Below are 23383 nucleotides of genomic sequence, written 5' to 3'. Positions count from 1 at the left end.
TAAAATGAAAGGTGTCGCAATAACCGGAATGGGAATTATCTCTTCGATTGGAAATTCAGTCGAAGAAAATTATATTTCGTTGATCGAAAATAAAATTGGTATTTCCAAAATCCAAAATATTCCGACTGTTCATGCTGATGTGATTAAAGTTGGCGAGATCAAAAAAACCAACGAAGAATTGGTTTCCGAATTACAGCTTTCTGAAAATAATAATTTTTCGAGAACGGCGATGATCGGAACTTTGGCAGCAAAACAAGCGGTTGAAAATGCCGGAATTACCTTGATAAACGAATTTAGAACCGGATTGATTTCGGCTACAAGCGTGGGCGGAATGGATATGACTGAAAAGCATTATTACGATTATTTCGAAAATCCGGATCTTGTAAAATACATTTCCTGTCATGACGGTGGCGACGTTGCTGAAAAAATCGCTTCAGAATTAGGTTTAAAAGGAATGGTTACAACCATAAGTACAGCCTGTTCATCGGCAGCGAACTCTATTATGCTGGGCGCGCGTTTGATCAAAACCGGAAAATTAGATCGTGTTATTGTGGGCGGAACTGATGCTTTGGCAAAATTCACGATCAACGGATTTAAGACTTTGATGATTTTATCTGACGATTACAACAAACCTTTTGACAATACCAGAAAAGGATTGAACTTGGGCGAAGCTGCTGCTTTTCTAGTTTTAGAATCAGATGAAATGGTTGAAAAATACAACAAAAAAGTATTGGCCAGAGTTTCCGGTTACGGAAATGCAAACGACGCTTTTCACCAAACTGCTTCTTCAGAAAATGGAGACGGCGCTTATTTGGCGATGAAAAAAGCTTTTGAAGTTTCGGGTTTACAACCTTCTGAAATTGACTATATCAACGTTCACGGAACGGCAACTCCCAATAATGATTTATCTGAAGGAAGAGCTTTACTCCGAATTTATGAAGATGGAAAAGTGCCTGATTTCAGTTCGACTAAACCTTTTACCGGACATACATTAGCGGCAGCAGCTGCTATTGAAGCTGTTTACAGTGTTTTGGCGATTCAGAATAGTGTGGTTTATCCGAATTTGAATTTCGAAATTCCGATGGAAGAATTTGAACTGCAACCACAGACTTCCTTAAAAATGAAAAATATCGAACACGTTTTATCTAACTCTTTCGGTTTTGGAGGAAATTGTTCAACCCTTATATTTTCTAAAAGCTAATGACAAAAAAAACATATATAAATGGAGTAGGCTGTATTTCGACTCAAAAAACATTTGATACTGTTTTTTTAGAAGAAGCAGTCGTTAATACAACCGAAACGGTTCTTTCAATTGTGTCTCCGGTTTACAAAGATTACATTTCTCCTGCGGCAGCAAGACGAATGGCAAAAGGAGTAAAAAACGGAATCGTAGCTTCGGCCCTGGCCATGAAAGATGCGAACGTCGAAAATGTAGACGCCATTATTACCGGAACAGGTTTGGGCTGCATTGAAGATTCTGAAAAATTCCTGAAAAACATTCTAGATAATAATGAAGAATTTTTAACGCCAACATCTTTTATTCAATCCACACACAATACGGTTGGCGCGCAAATTGCTTTGTCCTTACAATGTAAAGGTTATAATTTTACGTATGTAAACGGAGCGGTTTCTTTTGAGTCAGCACTTTTGGATGCTAAAATGCAGATTGAAGAAAATGAAGCCAATTCGATTTTAGTTGGAGGAGTTGATGAAAACGGCGAATATACTTTGTCTCTTTTCAAATTGGCCGGAAGAATCAAAAAAGAAAATGATCTTCCATCTAATATTTTAAATACAACCTCAACAGGAGTTGTTTATGGCGAAGGCGCCAGTTTTTTTGTTTTAGAAAATGAAAGAAAAGATTCGACTTATGCTGAAATTCTGGATGTTGAAATCAGAAATACACTGGAAGAAAACGAAATTGAATCGGAACTAATTACTTTTTTAAAGGTCAATAATTTAGAAATTTCAGATGTTGATGCCGTTGTCTTAGGTTTTGGTGGAAATATCGAATCTGATGTTTATTACAAAAATCTGGCTGAAAATGCTTTCGCAAAAACACCTCAATTGTACTATAAACATTTAAGCGGAGAGTATGATACAGCTTCGGCTTTTGCTTTGTGGATGGCATCCAAAATTATAAAAACGCAGGACATTCCAGAAATCGTAAAAGTAAATTCGGTTACAAAACCTGTTTACAATATCATTTTATTGTACAATCAGGTAAATGGAAAAAATCATAGTTTTACGTTACTTTCAAAATGATAACGCATAAAAACATATCTCTGTTTTTTATTTTTTTATTGCTTTTATTGTTTCTTCTGAATCTCTATACAGCAATAAATTTACTGTGGTTTTTCGGAGTAATTTTAATCTGGATCGGGATAAATGCTTTTGGTTCTGCTCGAATTTCTTCAAATTATCACGTAAAAGCGTTCTGCCATAATCCATCGGAAACAGAAAAAAAAATTGCCCTTACTTTTGATGACGGACCAAGTATTTTTACTTTGGAAGTTTTGGATCTTCTAAAAAAATACAATGCCAAAGCGACTTTTTTCTGCATTGGAAAAAACGTTGAAAAGCATCCTGAAATCATCAAAAAAATTATTGCTGAAGGTCATCTGGTAGGAAATCACTCTTATAACCATTCGAAGTTTTTTGATTTTTATAATGCCGCAACAATCAAGGAAGAAATTCAGAAAACAGACGAACTTCTTGAAAAATACACTTCAAAAAAAATAAACTTTTTTCGTCCGCCTTACGGAGTTACCACGCCTTCGATTCGCAGGGCTTTAAAAACTACCGGACACAAAGTAATTGGCTGGAATATTCGTTCGCTTGACGGCGGAACAAAAGACCAAAATTTAATTTTCAATCGCATAATAAAGCGCGTTTCTCCCGGCGGAATCGTACTTTTGCACGATACGGGATTACACTCTGTTTTAGTATTGGAACAGTTTTTGCAATTTTTACAGCAAAATAACTATGAAGTGATTTCTGTGGAAGAACTTTTGAATCTTAAAGCTTATGAAAACTAAAATTTATATACTCCTTTTTTCTATTATTTTCAGCACCAATTTGTTTTCGCAGGAACAAAAAATGACCGATGCAGAAATTGCTTCTTTTAAACAAGATGTAAATGTGGTTGCCAAAAAAATAAAAACCTTAAGTACTGATTTCGTTCAATATAAACATATGGATTTCTTATCCAAAGACATTGAAACATCTGGAAAAATGATTTTTAAGGAGCCGAATCTTTTACAATGGCAATACAAAAAACCATACAATTACAGTATCGTTTTTAAAAATGGTAAAATCCTGATTAATGACGAAGGAAAGAAAAGTGCAGTTGATATTGGTAACAGCAAAATCTTTGGACGCATCAATAAATTAATTGTTGGAAGCGTGAGCGGTAATATGTTTGATGATAAAGAATTTGCGATTTCGTACTTCAAATCGAAAGGGCAAAATATTGCGAAATTTATTCCGAAAGATGCAACGCTGAAAAAATACATCAAACAAATCGAACTGACTTTCGATAAAGAAGAAGCAACAGTGGTTCAGGTAAAACTTTTAGAATCATCTGAAGATTATACTAGAATTGTACTTAAAAATAAAGTGATCAATGCAAAAATCGACGATTCAGTTTTTACTAATTAATTGCTTTCTCGCAATTGTTTTGGTTTCTTGTGGCTCTGTCACTAAAAATTATACGCCTAAAAAATTAGACAAAACGTCCTATGAAATTCCTTATTTTGCTGAACCCAAAACCGATTATGTTTACAAAACCAACATCACGGTTTACGGTCATGAAATGTCTGGAATTTTTATTGCCAAGAAAATAAATGACACCACACATCGGGTAGTTTTTACAACCGAATTCGGTAACAAATTGTTCGATTTTGAGATTTCTGACACGACTTTTAAAGTCAATTCAATCGTATCAGAATTAGATAAAAAAATCCTGATCAATACATTGAAAGAAGATTTTAGATTGCTTCTTAAAAAAGAATACCTGATTCAGGAACAATTCGAAAACGAATCGGATAACATTTATAAATCGGCAGACGGGAATCGTGATAACTATCTTTTCGTCTCCAAAAAAGAACAGAAATTAGAAAAGCTTGTTCGCTCTTCTAAAACAAAAGAAAAAATAACAATTACTTTTACTTTAGAAAACGATATTTTTGCCAAAAAAGTTGTCATTTTACATCAGAATATCAAATTGAGAATTGAGCTAAATTATTTTAAATCAGAGTAAAATTCACATTAACCTAAACTAAACCAAATGAAAAAAATAACCTTAATTGCATTCGTTTTATTTATTGGACTTACAACTTCGCAAGCCCAAATGAAAGTTAGTCCGGGAATTCGTGGCGGTTTGAATCTTTCAACCTTAACGAATATTGATGATAACAGTATGAAATCAGATTTTTATGTGGGTGGTTTAGTCGAAATCAAATTCAATAAATATTTTACGCTTCAGCCGGAAATAACGTATTCAAGACAAGGTTCCAACGGACGTGAATATTATTTGGGTGCTCCCACTCAAGATGTAAAATATGAATTAAATTATGTAACGCTTGGCGCTGTTGCAAAGTTTAACTTCGGAGGACAAGGTTTTCATGTATTAGCAGGCCCGTCATTGGACATAAAAACAGATGACAATTTTGGCCGATACGGATATGACCCGATTGGTACCGATTTCTCTTTTGTTGGTGGAATTGGTTATAGTTTGCCAAACGGATTAACGTTTGAAGCTCGATTCAAACAAGGATTAATCGATATTTACGGTTACGATGGTATTGATTATGATGACTATTATTATGATCAGGTTATTTTAAATCAGGTATTGCAGTTTGGTATCAGCTATACTTTTAAAGTAAAATAAGACCTTGAAATATAGAAATTTATTAATCGTTGCAATAGCATTTTTGGGATTCCAGAAAGGGCAGGCACAAACTTCTTTTAAACCAGGTTTAAGAGGAGGTTTTTCGTTTTCAACTATTTCAGAAACGCGTTCCAGTTATAAAACTGATTTTTATGTTGGTGCATTTGGAGAAATAAATATTACGAAAATATATGGGCTTCAGCCTGAAATAACCTATAGTAGACAAGGATCTAATAATGTGGGCTATTATTTTAATGATAATACGCAAACCGAACTAGTAAAATTTCGTGATTTGCAATTGGGTTATTTATCCTTTACGCTTCTTAATAAATTGACATTTGGACCTGGAATTCAAATACAATTTGGACCTGCGGTTGATGTTCTTGTAAATGATAATTTAGACAAAGTAGAAATGTATAATGACTTAACCCTTATTAGTGGTATTGCTTATCGTTTGCCTTCAGGTCTTACGTTTGAAGCCAGACTAAAAAAAGGGATATTAGATGTATTTGATAGTTCTTATTATAATGACCGAAATGATTATTTATTTGGAAGTTATAATACTAATGTCAATTTCCAATTAGGACTTTCTTATGCCTTTGGAGGAAAAAAATAAAAAAATGGTTTTAAAAGATTTTTACAAAGTTCTTTCGGAAGAAAAAACAAGCGATTCTAAATATACGATTACGATTTTGGTCAATGAGAAACACGAAGTTTTCAAAGGCCATTTTCCGGGAAACCCGATTATGCCAGGGGTTTGCATGATTCAGATTATTAAGGAACTTACGGAGAAAATTACCGAAAGTACTTTAATGATTCAGACACTTGCCAACGTAAAATTCATGGCGCTTATTAATCCGGAAAATAATCCGGAATTGCGCTTAGAACTTGATATTACAAGGACTGAAGATAATTTGGTGAAAGTAAAAAACACCACTTATTTTAACGAGACTGTTGCTTTGAAACTGAGCAACGTCTATAAAAAACTGGAGCTATGAAACTGCTATTAACATTACTTTTATGGGTTAATTTTGCTGGTACGCCAGATTTGGCTGCTATCAGGAAAATGTATACCGGCGTTACGAAATCAGAAAGTAATGCTAAGGAATTTTCAGCAAAACTGGCTGACGTTTCTAACAATGATGATAAAACTTTAGTGGCTTATAAAGCGGCTTCCATTTTATTGGATTCTAAGTTTGAAAAAAAATTAAATGACAAAATTGCTCGTTTTAAAGAAGGTGCAAAATTGCTTGAATCAACCATCAAAAGCGAATCAAATAATATTGAATTGAGATTGATCCGCTTGAGCATTCAGGAAAATGTTCCTGGAATTACGGGTTACAAAAAGAATATTAAAGAAGACAAAAAGTATATTACAGATCATTATGCTGAGCAAAATAACGCTTTGAAAGAGTACCTAAAAGACTTTATTTTACAATCGAAAAGTTTCTCTGAAAAAGAAAAACAATTCGTTAAGTAAGCAAAGCAAAACTTCAAAATGAAACCTACTTTGTCACAGCAAGAGCTTTTAAATTCAACTTCCTTTTGTGTTATTGTACCAACGTACAATAATCACAAAACGCTGCGAAAAGTATTGGATTCCGTTTTAGATTTCACTCCAAATGTGATTATCGTTAACGACGGATCGACAGACGAAACTTTCGAAATTTTACAATCCTATTCACAGCTTACGCAAATTCATCATCCTAACAATTTAGGAAAAGGCCGTGCGCTTAGAAATGGATTTCGAAAAGCGATCGAAATGAAATTTGAATATGCCATTACGATCGATTCTGACGGACAGCATTTTGCTTCTGATATTCCTAGTTTTATTGAAGAAATTCAAAAAGAACCGAATTCTTTATTGATTGGAAGCCGAAATATGACACAGGAAAATGTGCCAAAGAAAAGCAGCTTCGGAAATAAATTTTCTAATTTCTGGTTCAAATTTGAAACCGGAATTAAATTGGAAGACACACAATCCGGTTTCCGATTGTATCCTTTAAATTTAATTCCGAAGAAATTTTATACCAATAAATTTGAGTTTGAAATTGAAGTTATCGTTCGATCTGCATGGAAAGGAATTACAGTAAAAAATATTCCAATTCAGGTTTTGTATGATCCGGCAGAACGTGTTTCTCATTTTCGCCCCTTCCAGGATTTTACCCGAATCAGTATCTTAAATACTGTTTTGGTAACCAATGCCCTTTTATATATCAAACCAAGGGATTTTCTGAGAAGAGCAAAAAAAAAAGGTTTTAAAAAATTCTTTCTTGAAGATATTTTAGAAAGTAAGGATTCCAATTTTAAAAAATCGGCTGCCATTGCTTTGGGTGTTTTTATTGGGATTTCTCCTTTTTGGGGATTTCAGACTATTTTGCTTTTTACGTTTGCTGCCTTGTTTAAGCTTAATAAAGTCATTGCTTATTTGTCTTCCAATGTGAGTTTTCCGCCTTTCATTCCTTTTGTCATCTACGGTTCATTAAAAATGGGAAGCTATTTTGTGTCTACTGATGCCCCATTAATTTTAGACAGTTCTATCACGCTTGACGATATTCAAAAAAATGCAACACAATATATCGTCGGAAGTCTTATTTTAGCATCCGTTTCGGCGCTGTTTTTTGGTCTGTTGAGTTATTTGCTTTTAACGGCTTTTACCAAAAAAAGCATTGAATAAAAATCTGGAAAGTTTTGTCACAGATTAAAGGATTAAAAAGGATTTTTTTTCGCCACGACCCGAGCGATAGTGAACTGGCGAAGCAATTCACGAATTATTTTAAGCTAATTCGTGAATTCGTGGCGAACTGACAAAGATTTTAAATCAATTTAATCTCTTAATCTGTGGCAAAAAAACAATAAATAATAATTATGCATCACTATTTCTACGCCATTCATATGTTTGTTAACCGAAGAAAATCTTTGTCGGTTGCACTGGCTATTTTGATGCTATTTGTATTTGGCTTTTTTGCTTCTCAAATTAAATTTGAAGAAGATATCACGAAATTAATTCCGACAAACGACAAGGCTGATGTCACGGCAAAAGTTTTAAAACAATTAAATTTTGCCGATAAAATAACCGTGATTTTCAAACTAGAAAAAAACGGTTCTGATGAAGATATAAAAGAAATGGCAACCGCTTTTTCAGACAGTGTTTCCAAATCCTGCAAACCTTATGTAACCGGAATTCAGGGAAAAATTGACGAAGAAAATATTCAGCAAACTATAGATTTTGTTTACGGCAATTTGCCTCTTTTCCTGGATAATAAAGATTACGAAGTTATTCAGAGTAAACTGCAAAAAGACAGTATTGCCGCAACCGTTCAGGGAAATTATAAATCAATTATTTCACCTTCCGGATTTATTACGAAAGATTTTATTTTACAGGATCCACTTGGGATTTCGTTTATCGCTCTTAAAAAATTACAGCAATTAAATGTTGGCGACGATTTTACGCTGGACAATGGTTTTGTCATGACCAAAGACAAAAAGAAATTATTGCTTTTTATAACTTCCAATCTTCCTTCGAGCGAAACAGAGAAAAATACCCTTTTTGCTGAAAAACTCAAATCGATTCAGGAAAATTTAAATCAGCAATTTAAAGGCAAAACATCTATTAGTTATTTTGGTTCGGCTTTGATTGCCGTTGCCAATGCCAATCAAATCAAAAGCGATATTGTTTTAACGACAACCATCGCTATGATTACGCTGATGCTGATTTTGATTTTGTTTTATAGAAAAGTATTAATTCCGCTAATAATTTTTCTGCCAACCGTATTTGGTGCTTTGTTTGCCGTTGCCTTTTTGTATTTTGTGAAAGAACAAATCTCAGCTATTTCTCTCGGAATTGGTTCAATCTTACTCGGAATTACAATCGATTATTCCCTTCATATTCTCACGCATTACAAACATAACAGCGACATCAAAACCTTGTACAAAGACATTACGATGCCAGTAATTATGAGCAGTTCGACTACGGCTGTTGCTTTTTTGTGCCTGCTTTTTGTAAAATCTGATGCATTGAATGACTTGGGTATTTTTGCTGCAGTAATTGTTATGGCTTCAGCATTTTTCTCCCTTTTAATTGTTCCTCATTTGTACAAACCAAAAGAAAACAATTTTGAACACAAGAAAAATTTGATCGATAAATTGGCTCATTTTTCTTTTCACAACAATAAAATCTTAATTGGATTCTGTGTTTTAATTACGATTGTTTGTTTCTTCACTTATAATAATGTTGGTTTCAATAACGATTTATCACAATTAAATTTTGTTCCGAAGGAAATTAAAGCGGCCGAAAAAGATCTGGAAGAAAGCACCAGTTTAACTTCAAAAACAATTTATGTTGCTTCGTACGGAAAAAGCATGGAAGAAGTTTTGCAAAACAACAGTCAGCTTTTTTCTGATTTATCGAAGGACAGACAACAAAACAAAATTTTAAATTTCAGTTCTGTTGGAGGGATTATGCTTTCGCAGAAGGAACAACAGCAAAAAATTGATAACTGGAATTCGTTTTGGGATGCCAATAAAAAACAGCTTTTAAAATCAGAATTAATTGCTGAAGGTTCAACACTCGGCTTTAAGCCAACCACTTATTCTAATTTTTACGATCATTTAGACTTTAATTTTAAACCGATTTCAGCTCAGCAATATTTAAAAATTCAGGCGTTGCAACTGAAAGAATTTGTAACCGAAAAAAATGGTTTTTATACGATCTCGACTTTGGTAAAAGTGACGCCCAAACAAAGGGATGCTTTTGTGAAATCGGCTTCAGCCAAAAATAATCTGATTGCGATTGACCGCCAGCAAATGAACGAAACGTTTTTCAGCACTTTGAAAACCGATTTTAATTCGTTGGTTAATTATTCTTTTGTTGCTGTAATTCTCATTTTGTTTTTCTTTTTCAGAAGAATCGAATTGGTTATTGTCAGCTGTATTCCAATTGCGTTAACCGGAATCGTAACCGCGGGAATTATGGGCATTTTTGGCATTCAAATGAATATTTTCAGCATGATTGTTTGTACGCTGATTTTTGGACACGGTGTTGATTTTAGTATTTTCATGACAAGTGCGCTTCAAAAAGAATATTCAACTGGGAAAAACGAAATTGCCATTTACAGAACTTCGATTATTCTGGCCGTTATCACGACAATTTTAGGAATTGGTGCCATGGTTTTTGCACAGCATCCGGCTTTACGATCTATTTCATCTGTTTCCTTAATTGGGGTTTTCGCCGCATTAATTATTACGTTTATCTTCTACCCGATTCTCTTTAAACTATTTATATCAAATCGTTCGAAAAAAGGAAATCCACCTTTTGTATTGCGCACCTTTATTCACGGTATCATTTCGTTTACCTATTATGGACTTGGCGGTATTTTGATGTCCCTTTTCAGCTTTACCATCATGCCTATTCTTCCGCTAAAGGAAAAAACTAAAATGAAAGGTTTCCGATATGTGATTTCAAAATTCATGAAATCAGTATTATATTCGAGTCCTTTTCTTCGTAAAAAAGTCATTAATAAATTCGGTGAAAATTTTGAAAAACCAGCCATCATAATTGCCAACCATTCTTCGTTTATCGATATTCTGGCAATGGGGATGCTGAGTCCGAAAATTATATTTTTAGTAAACGACTGGGTTTACAACTCTCCTATTTTTGGCGGAACAGTTAGAAAAGCAGGTTTTTATCCGGTTTCAGAAGGAATAGAAGGCGGCGTTGAACATTTGCGCCAAAAAGTAAACGAAGGTTATTCGTTAATGATTTTTCCGGAAGGAACCCGTTCTGATAGTAATCAAATAAAGCGTTTTCATAAAGGAGCTTTTTATCTTGCCGAAGAATTTAATTTAGATATCCTCCCGATTGTGATTCACGGTGCTTCAGAAGCAATTCCGAAGGGAGATTTTGTAATTCATGACAGCTCTCTTACCGTGTCTATTTTAGAAAGAATTTCACCAGACGACCTTTCTTTTGGGAAAAATTACGCCGAAAGAACGAAACAATTAAGTTCGTATTTTAAAGCTGAATTTGCTAAAATTCGTCAGGAACTCGAAGGTCCGGAATATTTCAAAAAAATGCTTATTCATAGTTATGATTATAAAGAAATTGAAATCATCAACAGCGTTAAAAGCAATTTAAAAACACATTTAGAAATCTATTATCGCCTAAACAGACATCTTTCGGCGAAAGCCAAAATATTGCATTTGGCAAGTGATCATGGGCAGCTGGATGTTTTATTGACTTTGCAGGAACCACAGCGAAAAATACATTCGTACATTGCGGACGAAGAAAAATCGTTAGTAGCGAAAACCAATTATTTCCTCAAAAAGAGAAAGATCACTTATTTGGAAAACCTTGAATTGGCTTTAGAAAATCAATATGATATTGTTTTAATTTCTGATGAAAATTATAATCGTGCTATTGAAAAAATAGCTGCTGTAACTTCTTCTATTATTTTGATTGATAATTCCACTTTAAAACCCACTTTGATTAACTTTGGTTTTGAAAGTGTTTTAGAGGAAGATTCCATAATCGTATTAAAGAAAAATTAGAATGAAGGAGCAATACGATGTAGTAATTGTGGGTAGCGGACTGGGCGGTTTAGTTTCGGCCATTATTATGGCAAAAGAAGGCTATAGCGTTTGTGTGCTCGAAAAAAACAATCAATACGGTGGAAATCTACAGACTTTTGTTCGCGATAAAACCATTTTTGATACCGGAATTCATTATATCGGAGGTTTAGGTGAAGGACAAAATCTCTATAAATATTTTAAATATTTGGGGATTATGGATCATTTAAATCTGAAAAAATTAGATGAAAATGGTTTTGATATGATCTCTTTTGAAGACGATGAAAATGAATATCCACATGCGCAAGGTTATGAAAATTTTGTAAAACAATTAGAACATTTTTTTCCTGAAGAAAAAGAAAATCTTGAAGAATACTGCACTAAACTACGAACGATTTGTGACTCATTTCCACTTTACAATTTAAAATGGGAAGGCAAATATGACAATGCTATTTTAGAATTAAACGCCAAAGAAATAATTGACAATAGCACTCAAAATAACAAACTAAAAGCAGTTTTGGCGGGAAGTAATTTTCTGTATGCCGGTATTCCGGATAAATCGCCGTTTTATGTTCATGCCCTTTCTGTCAACTCCTATATACAAAGTTCCTGGCGTTGTATTAATGGCGGAAGCCAGATTACAAAACAACTTTTAAAACAACTTAAAAAATACGGCGGCGAATTTTATAAATACAAAGAGGTAACTCGTTTTAAGGTTGAAAATAACAAAGTAACAGGTGTAGAAATAAATGACGGAACTCAGGTTTCAGGCACACGTTTTATCTCTAATATTGATCCCAAAATTACGCTGAAACTAGTTGGCGAAGAGCATTTCAGAAAAGCTTTTTTTAGCCGGATTCAAAGTCTTGAAGGTGTTATTTCAGCTTTTAGTTTATATATCGTTTTTAAGCCCGAAACTTTCAAATATATCAATCATAATCACTATCATTTTAAAAAAACCAGTGAAGTCTGGAATGCTCATGATTACGACGAGGATTCATGGCCAAAAGCTTTTATGGCTTCCATGAATTCGTCAAAAAAACAAGAAGAATGGGCAGAAGGGATGACTTTCATCACTTATATGAAATACGATGACGTTGCTACCTGGAGCAATACTTTTAACACAACTGTCGAAGAAAATGATCGGGGCGAAAGTTATGAGGAATTTAAAACCAGAAAAACAGCTAAATTTCTTGATGAAATTGAACTAAAATTTCCAGGAATAAAAGATTGTATACAGTCGATTCATAATTCAACACCGCTTTCCTATCGGGATTATATTGGCGGTTACAATGGTAATATGTACGGTTATGTGAAAGATTCCAGCAATCCGATGAAAACCCTGATTCCATCAAAAACCAAATTAGACAATCTTTATCTTACCGGACAAAGTATTAACATGCACGGCGTTTTGGGAGTAACTATTGGAGCTGTCGTAACCTGTTCTGAAATTCTTGGGAAAGAATATTTAGTAACCAAAATCAATCAGGCATCTGAATAAAAAATGTGTATATGAAAAACCGGATTAATTTATTTTTATTCGTTAGTTTTTTATTGATGTTGGCATCTTGCGGAACATCAAAATCTATGCATCATGAGCCTGATATTTCAAAATATAATAGCACAAAACCTTTTGTAACAAAACAATCTCCTACTGTTTTTATATCCGGAAAAAATTCACTTTTAAAAAATAAACAAGGTCTTTGGGAATTATATGTCGAAGGTGATCCTTTGGAAATAGGCGTTACTACCGGCGCTTTATCTGATTCTCTTTTAAAAAAACAGGAGAATATCTTTTTCACAAAAATAGAAGATATTATTCCATCAAAATTTCAGCAGAAATTACTTCGTCAGTTTCTAAAATGGTACAATCGAAAATTATACACCAATGTTCCTGAGGAATATCAAACTGAAATTTATGGCGTTTCGCAATACACTTCAAATAATTTTGATAATATCGCACCGCAATACCAACGCAATTTGTATTTGCATGCCGCACACGACATTGGCCATGCCTTACAAGATTTAGCTTTGGTTGGCTGTTCGTCTTTTGCAGCCTGGGGCGAAAAATCTGAAGACGGCGATTTAATTCTTGGTCGCAATTTTGATTTTTATGTGAATGACGCTTTCGCGGAAAATAAAATCATCGCCTTTATAAAACCGAAAGAAGGACATAATTTTATGATGGTTACCTGGCCCGGAATGGTTGGAGCTGTTTCCGGAATGAATCAGCAAGGTTTGACAGTCACGATCAATGCCGGAAAATCTGAAATTCCATTGAGTGCCAAAACACCCATTTCGATTTTGACCCGGGAAATTTTACAGCATGCTCAAAATATTGACGAAGCCATCGCAATAGCTAAAAAAAGAAAGGTCTTTGTTTCTGAATCCATTATGGTTGGAAGCGCTCAGGACAATAAAGCTGTTCTAATTGAAGTTTCACCCAAAAAGATGGATGTTTACGATGTTGCAAATAGTAATCAATTAATTTGTTCCAATCATTTTCAGAGTGAAGCTTTCAAAAATGATGAACGAAATCAGATCCAGATTAAAGACAGTCATTCAAAATATCGCTTTGACAGAATGCAGGAACTTTTAGATGAAAATCCTAAAATGAATCCAAAAATTGCTTCTGAAATTTTACGAAATAAAGAAGGCATAAAAGATATTTCATTGGGTTATGGAAATGAAAAAGCATTGAATCAATTGCTCGCCCACCACGGAATTATATTTAAACCGAAAGAAAAACTGGTTTGGGTTTCGGCAAATCCGTTTCAACTGGGCGAATTTGTATGTTACAATCTGGATTCTATATTTGACAGAAAATCAAATTCAGCAATTTCATTCGAAGAAGAAAATTTAAATATTGCCGAAGATCCCTTTACGAGAACTGAAGCTTTTCAAAATTTTAAAAAATTCAAAGTTGAAAACCATAAATTCGATTTGTACTTAAAAAAGAAAGAAACTGTTTCATCTGAATTTATTAAGCATTACCAATCTTTAAACCCTGATTATTGGGTTGTATATTACAAAGCAGGGTTGTACTTTTATCAAAAAAAAGAATTCCGCGCTGCTCAGGTTAATTTTGAAAAAGCCCTGACCAAAGAAATTACTACCGCTCCTGAAAAAGCAAAAATTGAAAAATATTTAAAAAAACTCAAAAGAAAATTACAATGATTCCAGCGATAGAAAAAAATTCTTTAGACGAAATTAAAATTTTTCAGGAACAAAAATTAGCGGAACTTTTAACGTATATCAGCGAGAATTCTCCCTTTTATAAACGTCTTTTTGCAGGAAGAAATATTGATATTTCGACTGTAAAAACGATCGAAGATCTACAATATTTACCTGTTACCACAAAAGAAGATTTACAGCAATATAACGATGATTTTTTGTGTGTACCCCAACATAAAATTATTGATTACGCCTCGACTTCCGGAACTTTAGGTGATCCGGTCACTTTTGGTTTAACCGATTCTGATTTAGATCGATTGGCTTACAATGAAGCCATTTCATTTGCCTGTGCCGGAATTGCAGAAGGTGATGTGGTACAATTAATGACTACAATCGACCGGAAATTTATGGCGGGTCTGGCTTACTTTTTAGGTTTAAGAAAACTAAAAGTGGGGGTTATCAGAGTTGGTGCCGGAATTCCGGAATTGCAATGGGATTCGATTTTAAAATACAAACCTTCTTATTTAATTACGGTTCCGTCTTTTCTTTTGAAACTAATTGAATATGCCGAAATTCACGGAATTGATTATAACAATTCAAGTATAAAAGGAGCTATTTGTATTGGAGAATCGTTGAGAGATCAGGATTTTTCAATGAATACCTTGTCCAAAAAAATTGCAGAGAAATGGAATATTAAGTTATTCTCCACTTACGCTTCAACCGAAATGAGTACTGCTTTTACGGAATGCGAACACGGTATTGGTGGACACCATCATCCGGAATTAATTATTGTGGAAGTCCTTGACGAAAATAATATGCCGGTAAAAAATGGCGAAGTTGGCGAATTAACTTTTACTACTTTAGGTATTGAAGCCATGCCCTTATTACGTTTTAAAACAGGCGATATTGTACAGCTTCACAACGAACCATGCTCCTGCGGAAGAAATACTTTGCGTGTTGGCCCCGTAATTGGACGTAAAAAACAAATGATAAAATACAAAGGCACAACACTTTATCCGCCAGCGATGAATGATGTTTTGAGTGGTTTTGACAATATCGAAAATCATCTTATTGAAATTTCTACCAACGATTTAGGTACAGATGAAATTCTGATAAAAATTGCCGTGAAAAATCAAACATCTGAATTTCTTCAGGAAATCAAAGATCATTTCAGAGCCAAATTAAGAGTAACTCCAAAAATTGAATTCGCTTCAAAAGAAACTTTAAATCCTTTAGTTTTTAATCCGATGAGTCGAAAACCAATCAGGTTTTTTGATTATAGAACTTAATATAAGGTACAAAGTTGCAAAGTTACAAAGGCACAAAGCTTCTTAAAAGCCTGATATAAACCTTTGTAACTTTGTAACTCTGAACCTTTGAACCTCAATTTGGTACAAATTGAACTAAAAAGTTGTAATTTTGCACAAAATATTGAAGATGGTCAAGATTGGCAACATAGAATTACCCGAATTTCCTTTATTACTAGCACCGATGGAAGACGTGAGCGATCCGCCGTTTCGCAGATTATGCAAAACGCACGGGGCTGACATGATGTATTCTGAATTTATTTCGTCGGAAGGATTGATTCGTGATGCTATCAAAAGTAGAATGAAGCTGGATATTTTTGATTACGAACGTCCGGTTGGAATTCAGATTTTTGGTGGAGATGAAGAAGCAATGGCGCTTTCGTCTAAAATTGTTTCTACAGTAAAACCAGATTTAGTGGATATCAATTTTGGATGTCCGGTAAAAAAAGTAGTTTGTAAAGGTGCGGGAGCCGGTGTTTTGAAAGATGTCGATTTAATGGTACGTTTAACGAAAGCCGTTATCAGAAGTACAGATTTACCGGTTACCGTTAAAACCCGTTTGGGCTGGGATGATAGTTCAATCAATATTGATGAAGTTGCTGAAAGACTTCAGGATATTGGTGTTCAGGCTTTGACTATTCACGCCAGAACCCGTGCTCAAATGTATAAAGGCCACGCCGATTGGTCGCATATTGCACGTGTAAAAAATAACCCAAGAATTACAATGCCTATTTTTGGAAATGGCGATATCGACAGTCCCGAAAAAGCATTAAAATATAAAAATGAATACGGAATCGATGGTATCATGATTGGTCGTGCTGCGATTGGTTATCCTTGGATTTTTAATGAAATCAAACATTTCTTTAAAACCGGAGAACACTTACCTGCGCCAACAGTTATCGATCGTGTTGAAGCTGCCAGAAATCACTTAATGTGGTCAATGGAATGGAAAGGTGAACGTTTGGGAATTGTTGAAATGCGTCGTCATTATACGAATTATTTCAAAGGAATTCATTCGTTTAAAGAATACAAACAAAAGTTAGTTACAACCGATGCACCTGAAGATTTATTTGCGGTTATGAAAGAAATCGAACAGGTTTATGCCGGATATGAATTTGCTTAAAAACATAAAAAAAGACCTTCGATTGAAGGTCTTTTTTATTGAAGTATTTTTTACTTTACAGCTTCTAGTATTTTGGCGGCAATTTCGTCCTGCCCTTTTTCACTGCTTATATAATTTCTATCGTTTTGATTCGACAAATAGCCTAGTTCTAAAGTCACTGCCGGACAATTCGAATTTTTCAGAATATAAAATGGGGCTTCTTTTACTGTTCCTTTTACCAAAAATTCAGTTCCAATTTTTTCCATTAAAACTTCAGCACTTTCTTTTGATTGATCATAAAATGCTTTATTTGAAGAAATATAGGCATCTACTCCATTTTTAGTCACATCTCTGGAAGCATTAATGTGAACTGAAATTACTAAACTCGGATTTAGATTGTTGATAATTGAAACTCTTTCAGATAATTCCATCGAATGATCTCCATCACGAAGCAAGACAATTTCTAGATTGTCACTCTTATTTTGAGCTTTAATTTTTTTAGCAATTGTCTCTACTATTATTTTTTCCTGCAAACCATTTACAGTTGTACCATGATCATCTCCACCGTGACCGGCGTCAATAATGATTAACTTCTTAGTGTCTAATGACTTAAAAGCAAAAAGTCCAAACACGGCTGCACTTAAAATTACCAGTACTTTAATCTTAGTTTTCATATCAATTTGTTTTTGGTTATAAATTACCAACGATAAAATTTAAGAAATATTGTACAAAAAAAGAATCTAAACCTGAATGCGTTTCCATTTTCCTCTTTTATAAAGGACAATTCCCGCTAAAGTAATAGCAGTTTCTGCAACCGGAATTGCGATAAAAACTCCTGTTGGTCCCATATTAAAATGCTTTGCCAATACATAAGCTAATGGAATTTGGAACAGCCAAAATCCGAAGAAATTAATTCCGGTTGGTGTCCAGGTATCTCCTGCTCCATTGAACGTATTAATCAAAACCATTCCGATTCCGTAGAAAACAAATCCGATACTCATAATCTGTAATGCTTCAACGGCAACAACTCTAACCATTTCATCATTGGTGAAAAACGAAATAATGTACTTGCCAAAAACTAATGTAATGACCATGATTGTAGCCATAAAAATGACATTGTATCTTGCTGTTGTATATACTGATTTTTCGGCACGTTCAATTTGTTTTGCACCTAAATTCTGACCCACTAAAGTCGCTGCTGCATTACTCAATCCCCAAGCCGGAAGGATAAAAAACATCATAATTCTCAATGCCGTCTGATAACCCGCAGAACCATGATCGCCTCCCGTTGTAGCAACCAATTGCGCCAAAAAAATCCAGCTGCAAGAAGCAATAACGAATTGCAGAATTCCCGGAGCTGCTATCTTTACCAAAGCTTTTATCTGCTTAAAATCCGGAATAAAGTAAGAGACATAAATTCTCAAAACGCCATTACCAAAAAACAAATGATATACTTGATATAATACTCCGATACTTCTTCCTAGAGTTGTTGCCAAAGCAGCACCTACTAATCCAAAAGCCGGAATAGGTCCTAACCCGTTAATCAAAATTGGACATAAAATAATATTACAAATATTCGCCAACCACAAACTTTTCATTGCAATTGCGGCATTTCCGGCACCTCTGAATATTCCGTTAATTAAGAATAAAAGCATGATGCATAAACTGCTTCCGATCATTATTTGCGTAAATCGGAAACCATGTTCGGCAGCTTCAACAGATGCTCCCATCAAGATCAATATATCTTTGGCATAAATAACGCCCAGAATACTCATTACACTATTAACGGCACATGCAATAATAATAGCCTGCATTCCGGCTTTCGCAGCAGCGACTGGATCTTTTTCTCCAATACGTCGCGCTACAACTGCTGTCGCTGCCATACTCATCCCAATTGCTAAAGAATATATAATCGTTAGTACCGATTCGGTTAAACCAACGGTTTGAATGGCAAAACTGGAGTGCTCCAAATGGCCAACGAAATATAAATCGACTAAAGCAAAAACCGATTCCATCATCATTTCTAAAACCATCGGAATGGCTAGTAGAATAACGGCTTTTTTAATACTTCCGGCAGTGTAATCAAAAGATTCGTCGCCTTTAATAGCTTGTTTTAAAGTGGTAAAAATTTTAGAAAATAAACTTTTTTGTATAGTTGTTTCTGTCATGATATATAAATAGGATAAATGATAAAATTGGTCCAGATTGAATTATCTGAACACGAGAAAAAAAACGGAGGTATCCTAATTATTAAAAAATAAAATAGGATTAGGCAGAAACAATCATATGCTGTAGCTTTTTAAGACGATAAATATAGGTAATATTTTTTAAGAAGAAATATTAATCTAACAGCTTTTTACTTACTCTGCTGCTGGCAATTAAGGATGCCACAAAACCAAGTGAAACAATAGTTGTCATTACGATAAGTACGTTTTCTAAAGTGAAAACAACAGGATATGCTAAAGTTGGTGTCAGCATAATCAAATTGTATTTTTGCTGCAAAACAACCATAATAATTCCGAGAGCAAGACCAATAATTCCTCCAAAAACACTTAACAAAGTTCCCTGAAGCATGAATATTTTTCGAAGACTTTTAATTTCTGTTCCAAGATTAAAAAGGGTTTTCAAATTTCCTTTTTTATCCAAAATCATCATTATTAAAGCACCAACCAAATTAAAAAGTGCAACGATAATGACTAATGTAAAAATCAGATAAACCGCAATATTCTCAGTATTAAGCATCTTATACAAAGACTCATTAAGTTGCGCTCTGTTTTTGATTGTAATTTTATTTTTGAAAACACTTTCCAACTGAGATCGGATTGCATCTTCATTGGCATTCTCTTTTAATTTGAATTCTACTCCCGAAATCTGATTCGGTTTGTACATCAATAATTCCTGTGCCAAACTTAAATCGGCAAACACGTATTTTGAATCTAAATCCTCACTAATTGAATAAATTCCGACCGGCAAAACATCGGTTTTATTAAATGCTTCTTCCGGATTTTCAAAAGCTCCTTTTCCGGGTTTTGGTGCGAATATCTGCAGCGGATTTTCAAAATCCAAAACGCCCATAGAAAAATCCCTCGCGATTCCGTAACCCACTACAACCTGATACGTATCCGGTTTTACCCATTGACCATTAAAAAGTTTTTTCCTAATATCATTTACAACAGGATAAAGACTGTCAACTCCTTTTAAGTAAGTAACTTGTTGTTTGTCTTTAAATAAAAACAAAACACGTTCTTCGATAATTTTGGTATACGAAGCAACGCCATCTATTTTTTTAATTTTACTTTCCTGATCTGGTGTGATCAAAAATGATTTTCCCAGCGTACTTGTAATTTTTAAATCGGGATCAATTTCGTTTGTAAACGAAAGACTAAATACTTTAAGTCCGCTAAAAACAGACAAAACCACAAACAAAGCCATTGTGCCAACAATAATTCCCATGCTGGCAATGCGATTAATGATATTGATAGCATTGTTTTTACTTCTGCTAAAAATGTAACGTTTGGCTATGTAAAGGGGGAAATTCAACTTATGATTTTCTTCTTTTTTCTAAAAGATCACGGTTTTCAATTGGGTTTTCTCTGTTTGATAAAGCGTTGTCAATTTTCTCAATATAATCTAATGAGTCATCGATAAAAAATACCAGGTTTGGTACACGACGTAATTGCAAACGAACACGTTGTGACAAATCGTGTTTAATTAAGGTTGTATTCGATTTTATACCTTCTAAAGTTTCCTTTGCTTTTTCTTGTGGAAAAATGCTTAAATATACTGTTGCCACAGATAAATCTGATGTAACGCTAACTTTGGATACGGAAATTACCAAATTATTAATTCCGTTTTTTCGCACTTCACCTTGCAAAATATCAACCAAATCTTTTTGGATGACACCGCCTATTTTTTTCTGTCTATTTGTTTCCATAGTGCAAAAATACTATTTTTAAATTTCACTCGATACAATTTCCATTGAACAATAGAATGATTTTTACATTCTTACCGCCTTTTTCTATAACTTTTATTCTTTTTTTGATGAAAAGGCAATAAATGAGATCAGTCTTCTTAACTCTCAATGCTGATAAAAGTCATATTTTTTATCCGAAATATTCTACATATTTGATAGAACCATAATAACAAATCAATTATGAAAAAGAGAGAACCAATCAGTCATATTATGACCAAAACCGTAGTGACTGCAAATGAAAATGATGTCTTAAAACAAGTTGTTGAGAAGCTCAAGAAAAATACAATTCGCCACATTCCGATTGTAAAGGGAAAAGAAGTTGTGGGGATTATTAGCAGAACTGATATTAACCGATTGACTTTTGGTGCTTTGTTTGAAGGACAGGAAGGTGCAGATGAAGCCATTCTGGATATGCTGACAATTTCTCAGGTAATGACTTCAAAACCCAAAACAGTTTCATCTGATACAAGTATAAGAGATCTGGCTGAAATTTTTGCCAAAGAAGATTTTCATGCTTTGCCCGTTGTTGACAATGGCGAACTTAAAGGAATTGTAACGACAACCGATGTTGTGAAATATTTTTTAGAACAATATGACTAAAATAATTTTCAAATTTTAAATTCCAAATTCCAATCTTTGGAGTTCACGAATTAATTAAAGGGAGCTTAAATTGCTCCTTTTTTTATTCAAAAAACTGATTAACAGCTCTCTTTCTTCTTAATTCACATTTTCTTCACTACGAAATCTCAAAAAAACGTACCTCTAAAAAGTCATATTTTCAAAATAAAAACTTCAAAAAATGAATTTTACATAAATTACAAAATTCACATTGATTGCAAACTTTAAAGAAAAATAAAATCGTATTTTAGATTAAAAAATGAATATTTTTTATTAAAAAGTCTATAATTCAGTTTATTTAATAATTAGAGTATGGCGAAATTAGCACCAAGTTTAAATCATAGTGGATGGGATGAAATGTTTTCCAAAGAAGGTGTTAGGGATTCCTACAGTCAGGTTTTTAAAACTTTACAAAGTTTAAGTCATAAAAATTTAACCAACAAGCAACAACAGGCTTCTGACTTGTTCATGAATCAGGGAATTACCTTTACCGTATATAGTGATGATGATAATGGAATTGAACGAATCTTCCCGTTTGATATTATTCCGAGGATCATTACACAAAAAGACTGGCTTGAAGTAGAGTCAGGGATCAAACAGCGTTTAATGGCTTTGAATTTATTTTTAGAAGACATTTATAACGAACAGAATATTATAAAAGAAGGTATTATTCCGGCAGGTCTAATTGCTTCATGCCCACATTATATACAGGAAGTTCAGGGAATAAAAGTACCTCATAATATCCATGTTCACATTGCGGGAATTGATTTGATTCGAGGATCAAAAGGTGAATTTTATGTTTTGGAAGATAATCTCCGTTGTCCGAGCGGTGTCAGTTATATGCTGGAAAATCGGGAAATTACCAAACGTATTTTTCCGGATATGCTTTCGTCAAACCATGTAAGTATGGTCAGTAATTATCCGATGATTTTTCACAGCATTTTGGTTTCGCTTTCGCCGAGAAATGTTTCTAATCCAAATGTGGTTTTAATGACACCCGGCGTTTATAATTCGGCTTATTACGAACACACTTATTTGGCACGTCAAATGGGAATTCCGCTGGTTGAAGGAAGAGATTTGGTCGTAAATAATAACCGTGTTTATATGAAAACAACTTCCGGTTTACAGCAAGTCGATGTTATTTATCGCCGTCTCGACGATGAATATCTCGATCCTTTAGTTTTTAAACCCGACAGCGCACTTGGTGTTCCGGGATTAATCAGTGCTTATCGACAAGGAAATGTTGCCTTGGTAAATGCTGTCGGAAATGGTGTTGCTGATGATAAAGCCATTTATGCCTACGTTCCGGATATGATTAAATATTACCTGAACGAAGAACCGATTCTGAAAAATGTTCCAACATACAGAATGGAAAATTTAGACGAACGCGAACACGTTTTTGCCAATATGGAAACGATGGTTATTAAAGAAACCAATCAAAGTGGTGGTTACGGAATGATTATGGGCAATAAGGCAACACAGGAAGAAATGGACGAAGCTAAAATTGCAATTACCAAAACACCACGTAATTTTATTGCACAGCCCATTATTCAATTGAGTACCGTGCCCTGTTTGATAGATGGTGAACTAAAATTACGACACGTTGATTTGAGACCTTATGCTCTTTGCGGACCAAAAGGAATTCAAATTGTTCCCGGCGGGTTAACCCGTGTCGCTTTAACTGAGGGTTCTTTGGTTGTCAATTCTTCTCAAGGCGGTGGCAGTAAAGACACCTGGATTATAAAATAATA

The 23383-nt window shown here is 34.2% G+C and carries 21 protein-coding genes; 17 read left to right on the top strand and 4 right to left on the bottom strand.

All coding sequences use genetic code 11. The annotated features are described in order from the left end of the window. Positions 1 to 4: 4 nt before the first annotated feature. From BUA98_RS02575 to dusB, 15 genes are all read left to right on the top strand, one after another. Positions 5 to 1201: a beta-ketoacyl-[acyl-carrier-protein] synthase family protein gene (locus tag BUA98_RS02575; RefSeq protein ID WP_072970084.1), complete on the top strand. Its 1197-nt coding sequence runs from the start codon at positions 5 to 7 to the stop codon at positions 1199 to 1201. Further along, positions 1201 to 2265, top strand: coding sequence for a beta-ketoacyl synthase N-terminal-like domain-containing protein (locus BUA98_RS02570; protein ID WP_072970083.1), 1065 nt, complete (start codon positions 1201 to 1203; stop codon positions 2263 to 2265). The genes BUA98_RS02575 and BUA98_RS02570 overlap by 1 nt, the downstream gene beginning before the upstream one ends. After that, positions 2262 to 3038 (top strand): polysaccharide deacetylase family protein, encoded by a 777-nt coding sequence (locus tag BUA98_RS02565; protein WP_072970082.1) that lies wholly within the window; start codon positions 2262 to 2264, stop codon positions 3036 to 3038. Before BUA98_RS02570 ends, BUA98_RS02565 begins: the two co-directional genes overlap by 4 nt. After that, positions 3028 to 3660, top strand: coding sequence for a flexirubin biosynthesis/transport protein LolA2 (locus BUA98_RS02560; protein ID WP_072970081.1), 633 nt, complete (start codon positions 3028 to 3030; stop codon positions 3658 to 3660). Before BUA98_RS02565 ends, BUA98_RS02560 begins: the two co-directional genes overlap by 11 nt. Further along, the gene (locus BUA98_RS02555; RefSeq protein WP_072970080.1) at positions 3626 to 4261 is read left to right on the top strand and encodes a flexirubin biosynthesis protein LolB2; all 636 of its coding nucleotides are present in this window, start codon (positions 3626 to 3628) and stop codon (positions 4259 to 4261) included. Before BUA98_RS02560 ends, BUA98_RS02555 begins: the two co-directional genes overlap by 35 nt. A 27-nt stretch (positions 4262 to 4288) precedes the next feature. Next, positions 4289 to 4891, top strand: coding sequence for a porin family protein (locus BUA98_RS02550; RefSeq protein ID WP_072970079.1), 603 nt, complete (start codon positions 4289 to 4291; stop codon positions 4889 to 4891). Between the two features lie 4 nt (positions 4892 to 4895). After that, positions 4896 to 5507: an outer membrane beta-barrel protein gene (locus BUA98_RS02545; protein WP_072970078.1), complete on the top strand. Its 612-nt coding sequence runs from the start codon at positions 4896 to 4898 to the stop codon at positions 5505 to 5507. A gap of 4 nt (positions 5508 to 5511) precedes the next feature. Beyond that, a complete protein-coding gene (locus tag BUA98_RS02540; protein WP_072970576.1) occupies positions 5512 to 5889 on the top strand; it encodes an ApeI family dehydratase in 378 nt (125 codons plus the stop codon). Then, positions 5886 to 6371 carry a hypothetical protein gene (locus BUA98_RS02535; RefSeq protein WP_072970077.1) on the top strand — a complete coding sequence of 162 codons (486 nt, stop codon included), beginning with the start codon at positions 5886 to 5888 and terminating at the stop codon, positions 6369 to 6371. Before BUA98_RS02540 ends, BUA98_RS02535 begins: the two co-directional genes overlap by 4 nt. A gap of 18 nt (positions 6372 to 6389) precedes the next feature. Next, a complete protein-coding gene (locus BUA98_RS02530; protein WP_072970076.1) occupies positions 6390 to 7568 on the top strand; it encodes a DUF2062 domain-containing protein in 1179 nt (392 codons plus the stop codon). A 191-nt stretch (positions 7569 to 7759) separates the two neighbouring features. Further along, positions 7760 to 11440 (top strand): 1-acyl-sn-glycerol-3-phosphate acyltransferase, encoded by a 3681-nt coding sequence (locus BUA98_RS02525; RefSeq protein ID WP_072970075.1) that lies wholly within the window; start codon positions 7760 to 7762, stop codon positions 11438 to 11440. A gap of 1 nt (position 11441) precedes the next feature. Beyond that, a complete protein-coding gene (locus BUA98_RS02520) occupies positions 11442 to 12959 on the top strand; it encodes a phytoene desaturase family protein (RefSeq protein ID WP_072970074.1) in 1518 nt (505 codons plus the stop codon). A gap of 11 nt (positions 12960 to 12970) precedes the next feature. Continuing rightward, positions 12971 to 14635, top strand: a complete 1665-nt coding sequence (locus tag BUA98_RS02515; RefSeq protein ID WP_072970073.1) for a C45 family autoproteolytic acyltransferase/hydrolase — start codon at positions 12971 to 12973, stop codon at positions 14633 to 14635. Continuing rightward, on the top strand, positions 14632 to 15921 hold the full coding sequence (locus BUA98_RS02510) for a flexirubin biosynthesis putative acyl-CoA ligase FlxY (protein WP_072970072.1): 1290 nt from the start codon (positions 14632 to 14634) through the stop codon (positions 15919 to 15921). The genes BUA98_RS02515 and BUA98_RS02510 overlap by 4 nt, the downstream gene beginning before the upstream one ends. A gap of 148 nt (positions 15922 to 16069) precedes the next feature. Beyond that, positions 16070 to 17062 (top strand): tRNA dihydrouridine synthase DusB, encoded by a 993-nt coding sequence (gene dusB / locus BUA98_RS02505; protein ID WP_072970071.1) that lies wholly within the window; start codon positions 16070 to 16072, stop codon positions 17060 to 17062. A gap of 50 nt (positions 17063 to 17112) precedes the next feature. On the opposite strand, the gene BUA98_RS02500 is transcribed toward dusB, so the two are convergent. The 4 genes from BUA98_RS02500 to rbfA form a co-directional block, all read right to left on the bottom strand. Beyond that, positions 17113 to 17715, bottom strand: coding sequence for an N-acetylmuramoyl-L-alanine amidase family protein (locus BUA98_RS02500; RefSeq protein WP_139256986.1), 603 nt, complete (start codon positions 17713 to 17715; stop codon positions 17113 to 17115). Between the two features lie 66 nt (positions 17716 to 17781). Beyond that, the gene (locus tag BUA98_RS02495) at positions 17782 to 19209 is read right to left on the bottom strand and encodes an MATE family efflux transporter (protein WP_072970070.1); all 1428 of its coding nucleotides are present in this window, start codon (positions 19207 to 19209) and stop codon (positions 17782 to 17784) included. 172 nt (positions 19210 to 19381) lie between these two features. Then, entirely contained in the window at positions 19382 to 20581 is a 1200-nt protein-coding gene (locus BUA98_RS02490) for an ABC transporter permease (protein ID WP_072970069.1), read from the bottom strand. A 1-nt stretch (position 20582) separates the two neighbouring features. Next, positions 20583 to 20975, bottom strand: coding sequence for a 30S ribosome-binding factor RbfA (gene rbfA, locus BUA98_RS02485; protein WP_007808467.1), 393 nt, complete (start codon positions 20973 to 20975; stop codon positions 20583 to 20585). 219 nt (positions 20976 to 21194) lie between these two features. Here rbfA and BUA98_RS02480 point away from each other — a divergent pair, with 219 nt between their 5' ends. After that, complete coding sequence (locus tag BUA98_RS02480) at positions 21195 to 21614, top strand: CBS domain-containing protein (RefSeq protein WP_072970068.1); 420 nt, start codon at positions 21195 to 21197, stop codon at positions 21612 to 21614. Between the two features lie 330 nt (positions 21615 to 21944). Continuing rightward, positions 21945 to 23381 carry a circularly permuted type 2 ATP-grasp protein gene (locus BUA98_RS02475; RefSeq protein WP_072970067.1) on the top strand — a complete coding sequence of 479 codons (1437 nt, stop codon included), beginning with the start codon at positions 21945 to 21947 and terminating at the stop codon, positions 23379 to 23381. Positions 23382 to 23383: the final 2 nt, after the last annotated feature.

This window comes from Flavobacterium saccharophilum (assembly GCF_900142735.1).
GTDB classification, from domain to species: Bacteria; Bacteroidota; Bacteroidia; order Flavobacteriales; family Flavobacteriaceae; genus Flavobacterium; species Flavobacterium saccharophilum.
This window is presented reverse-complemented; position numbering and strand designations above follow the sequence as displayed.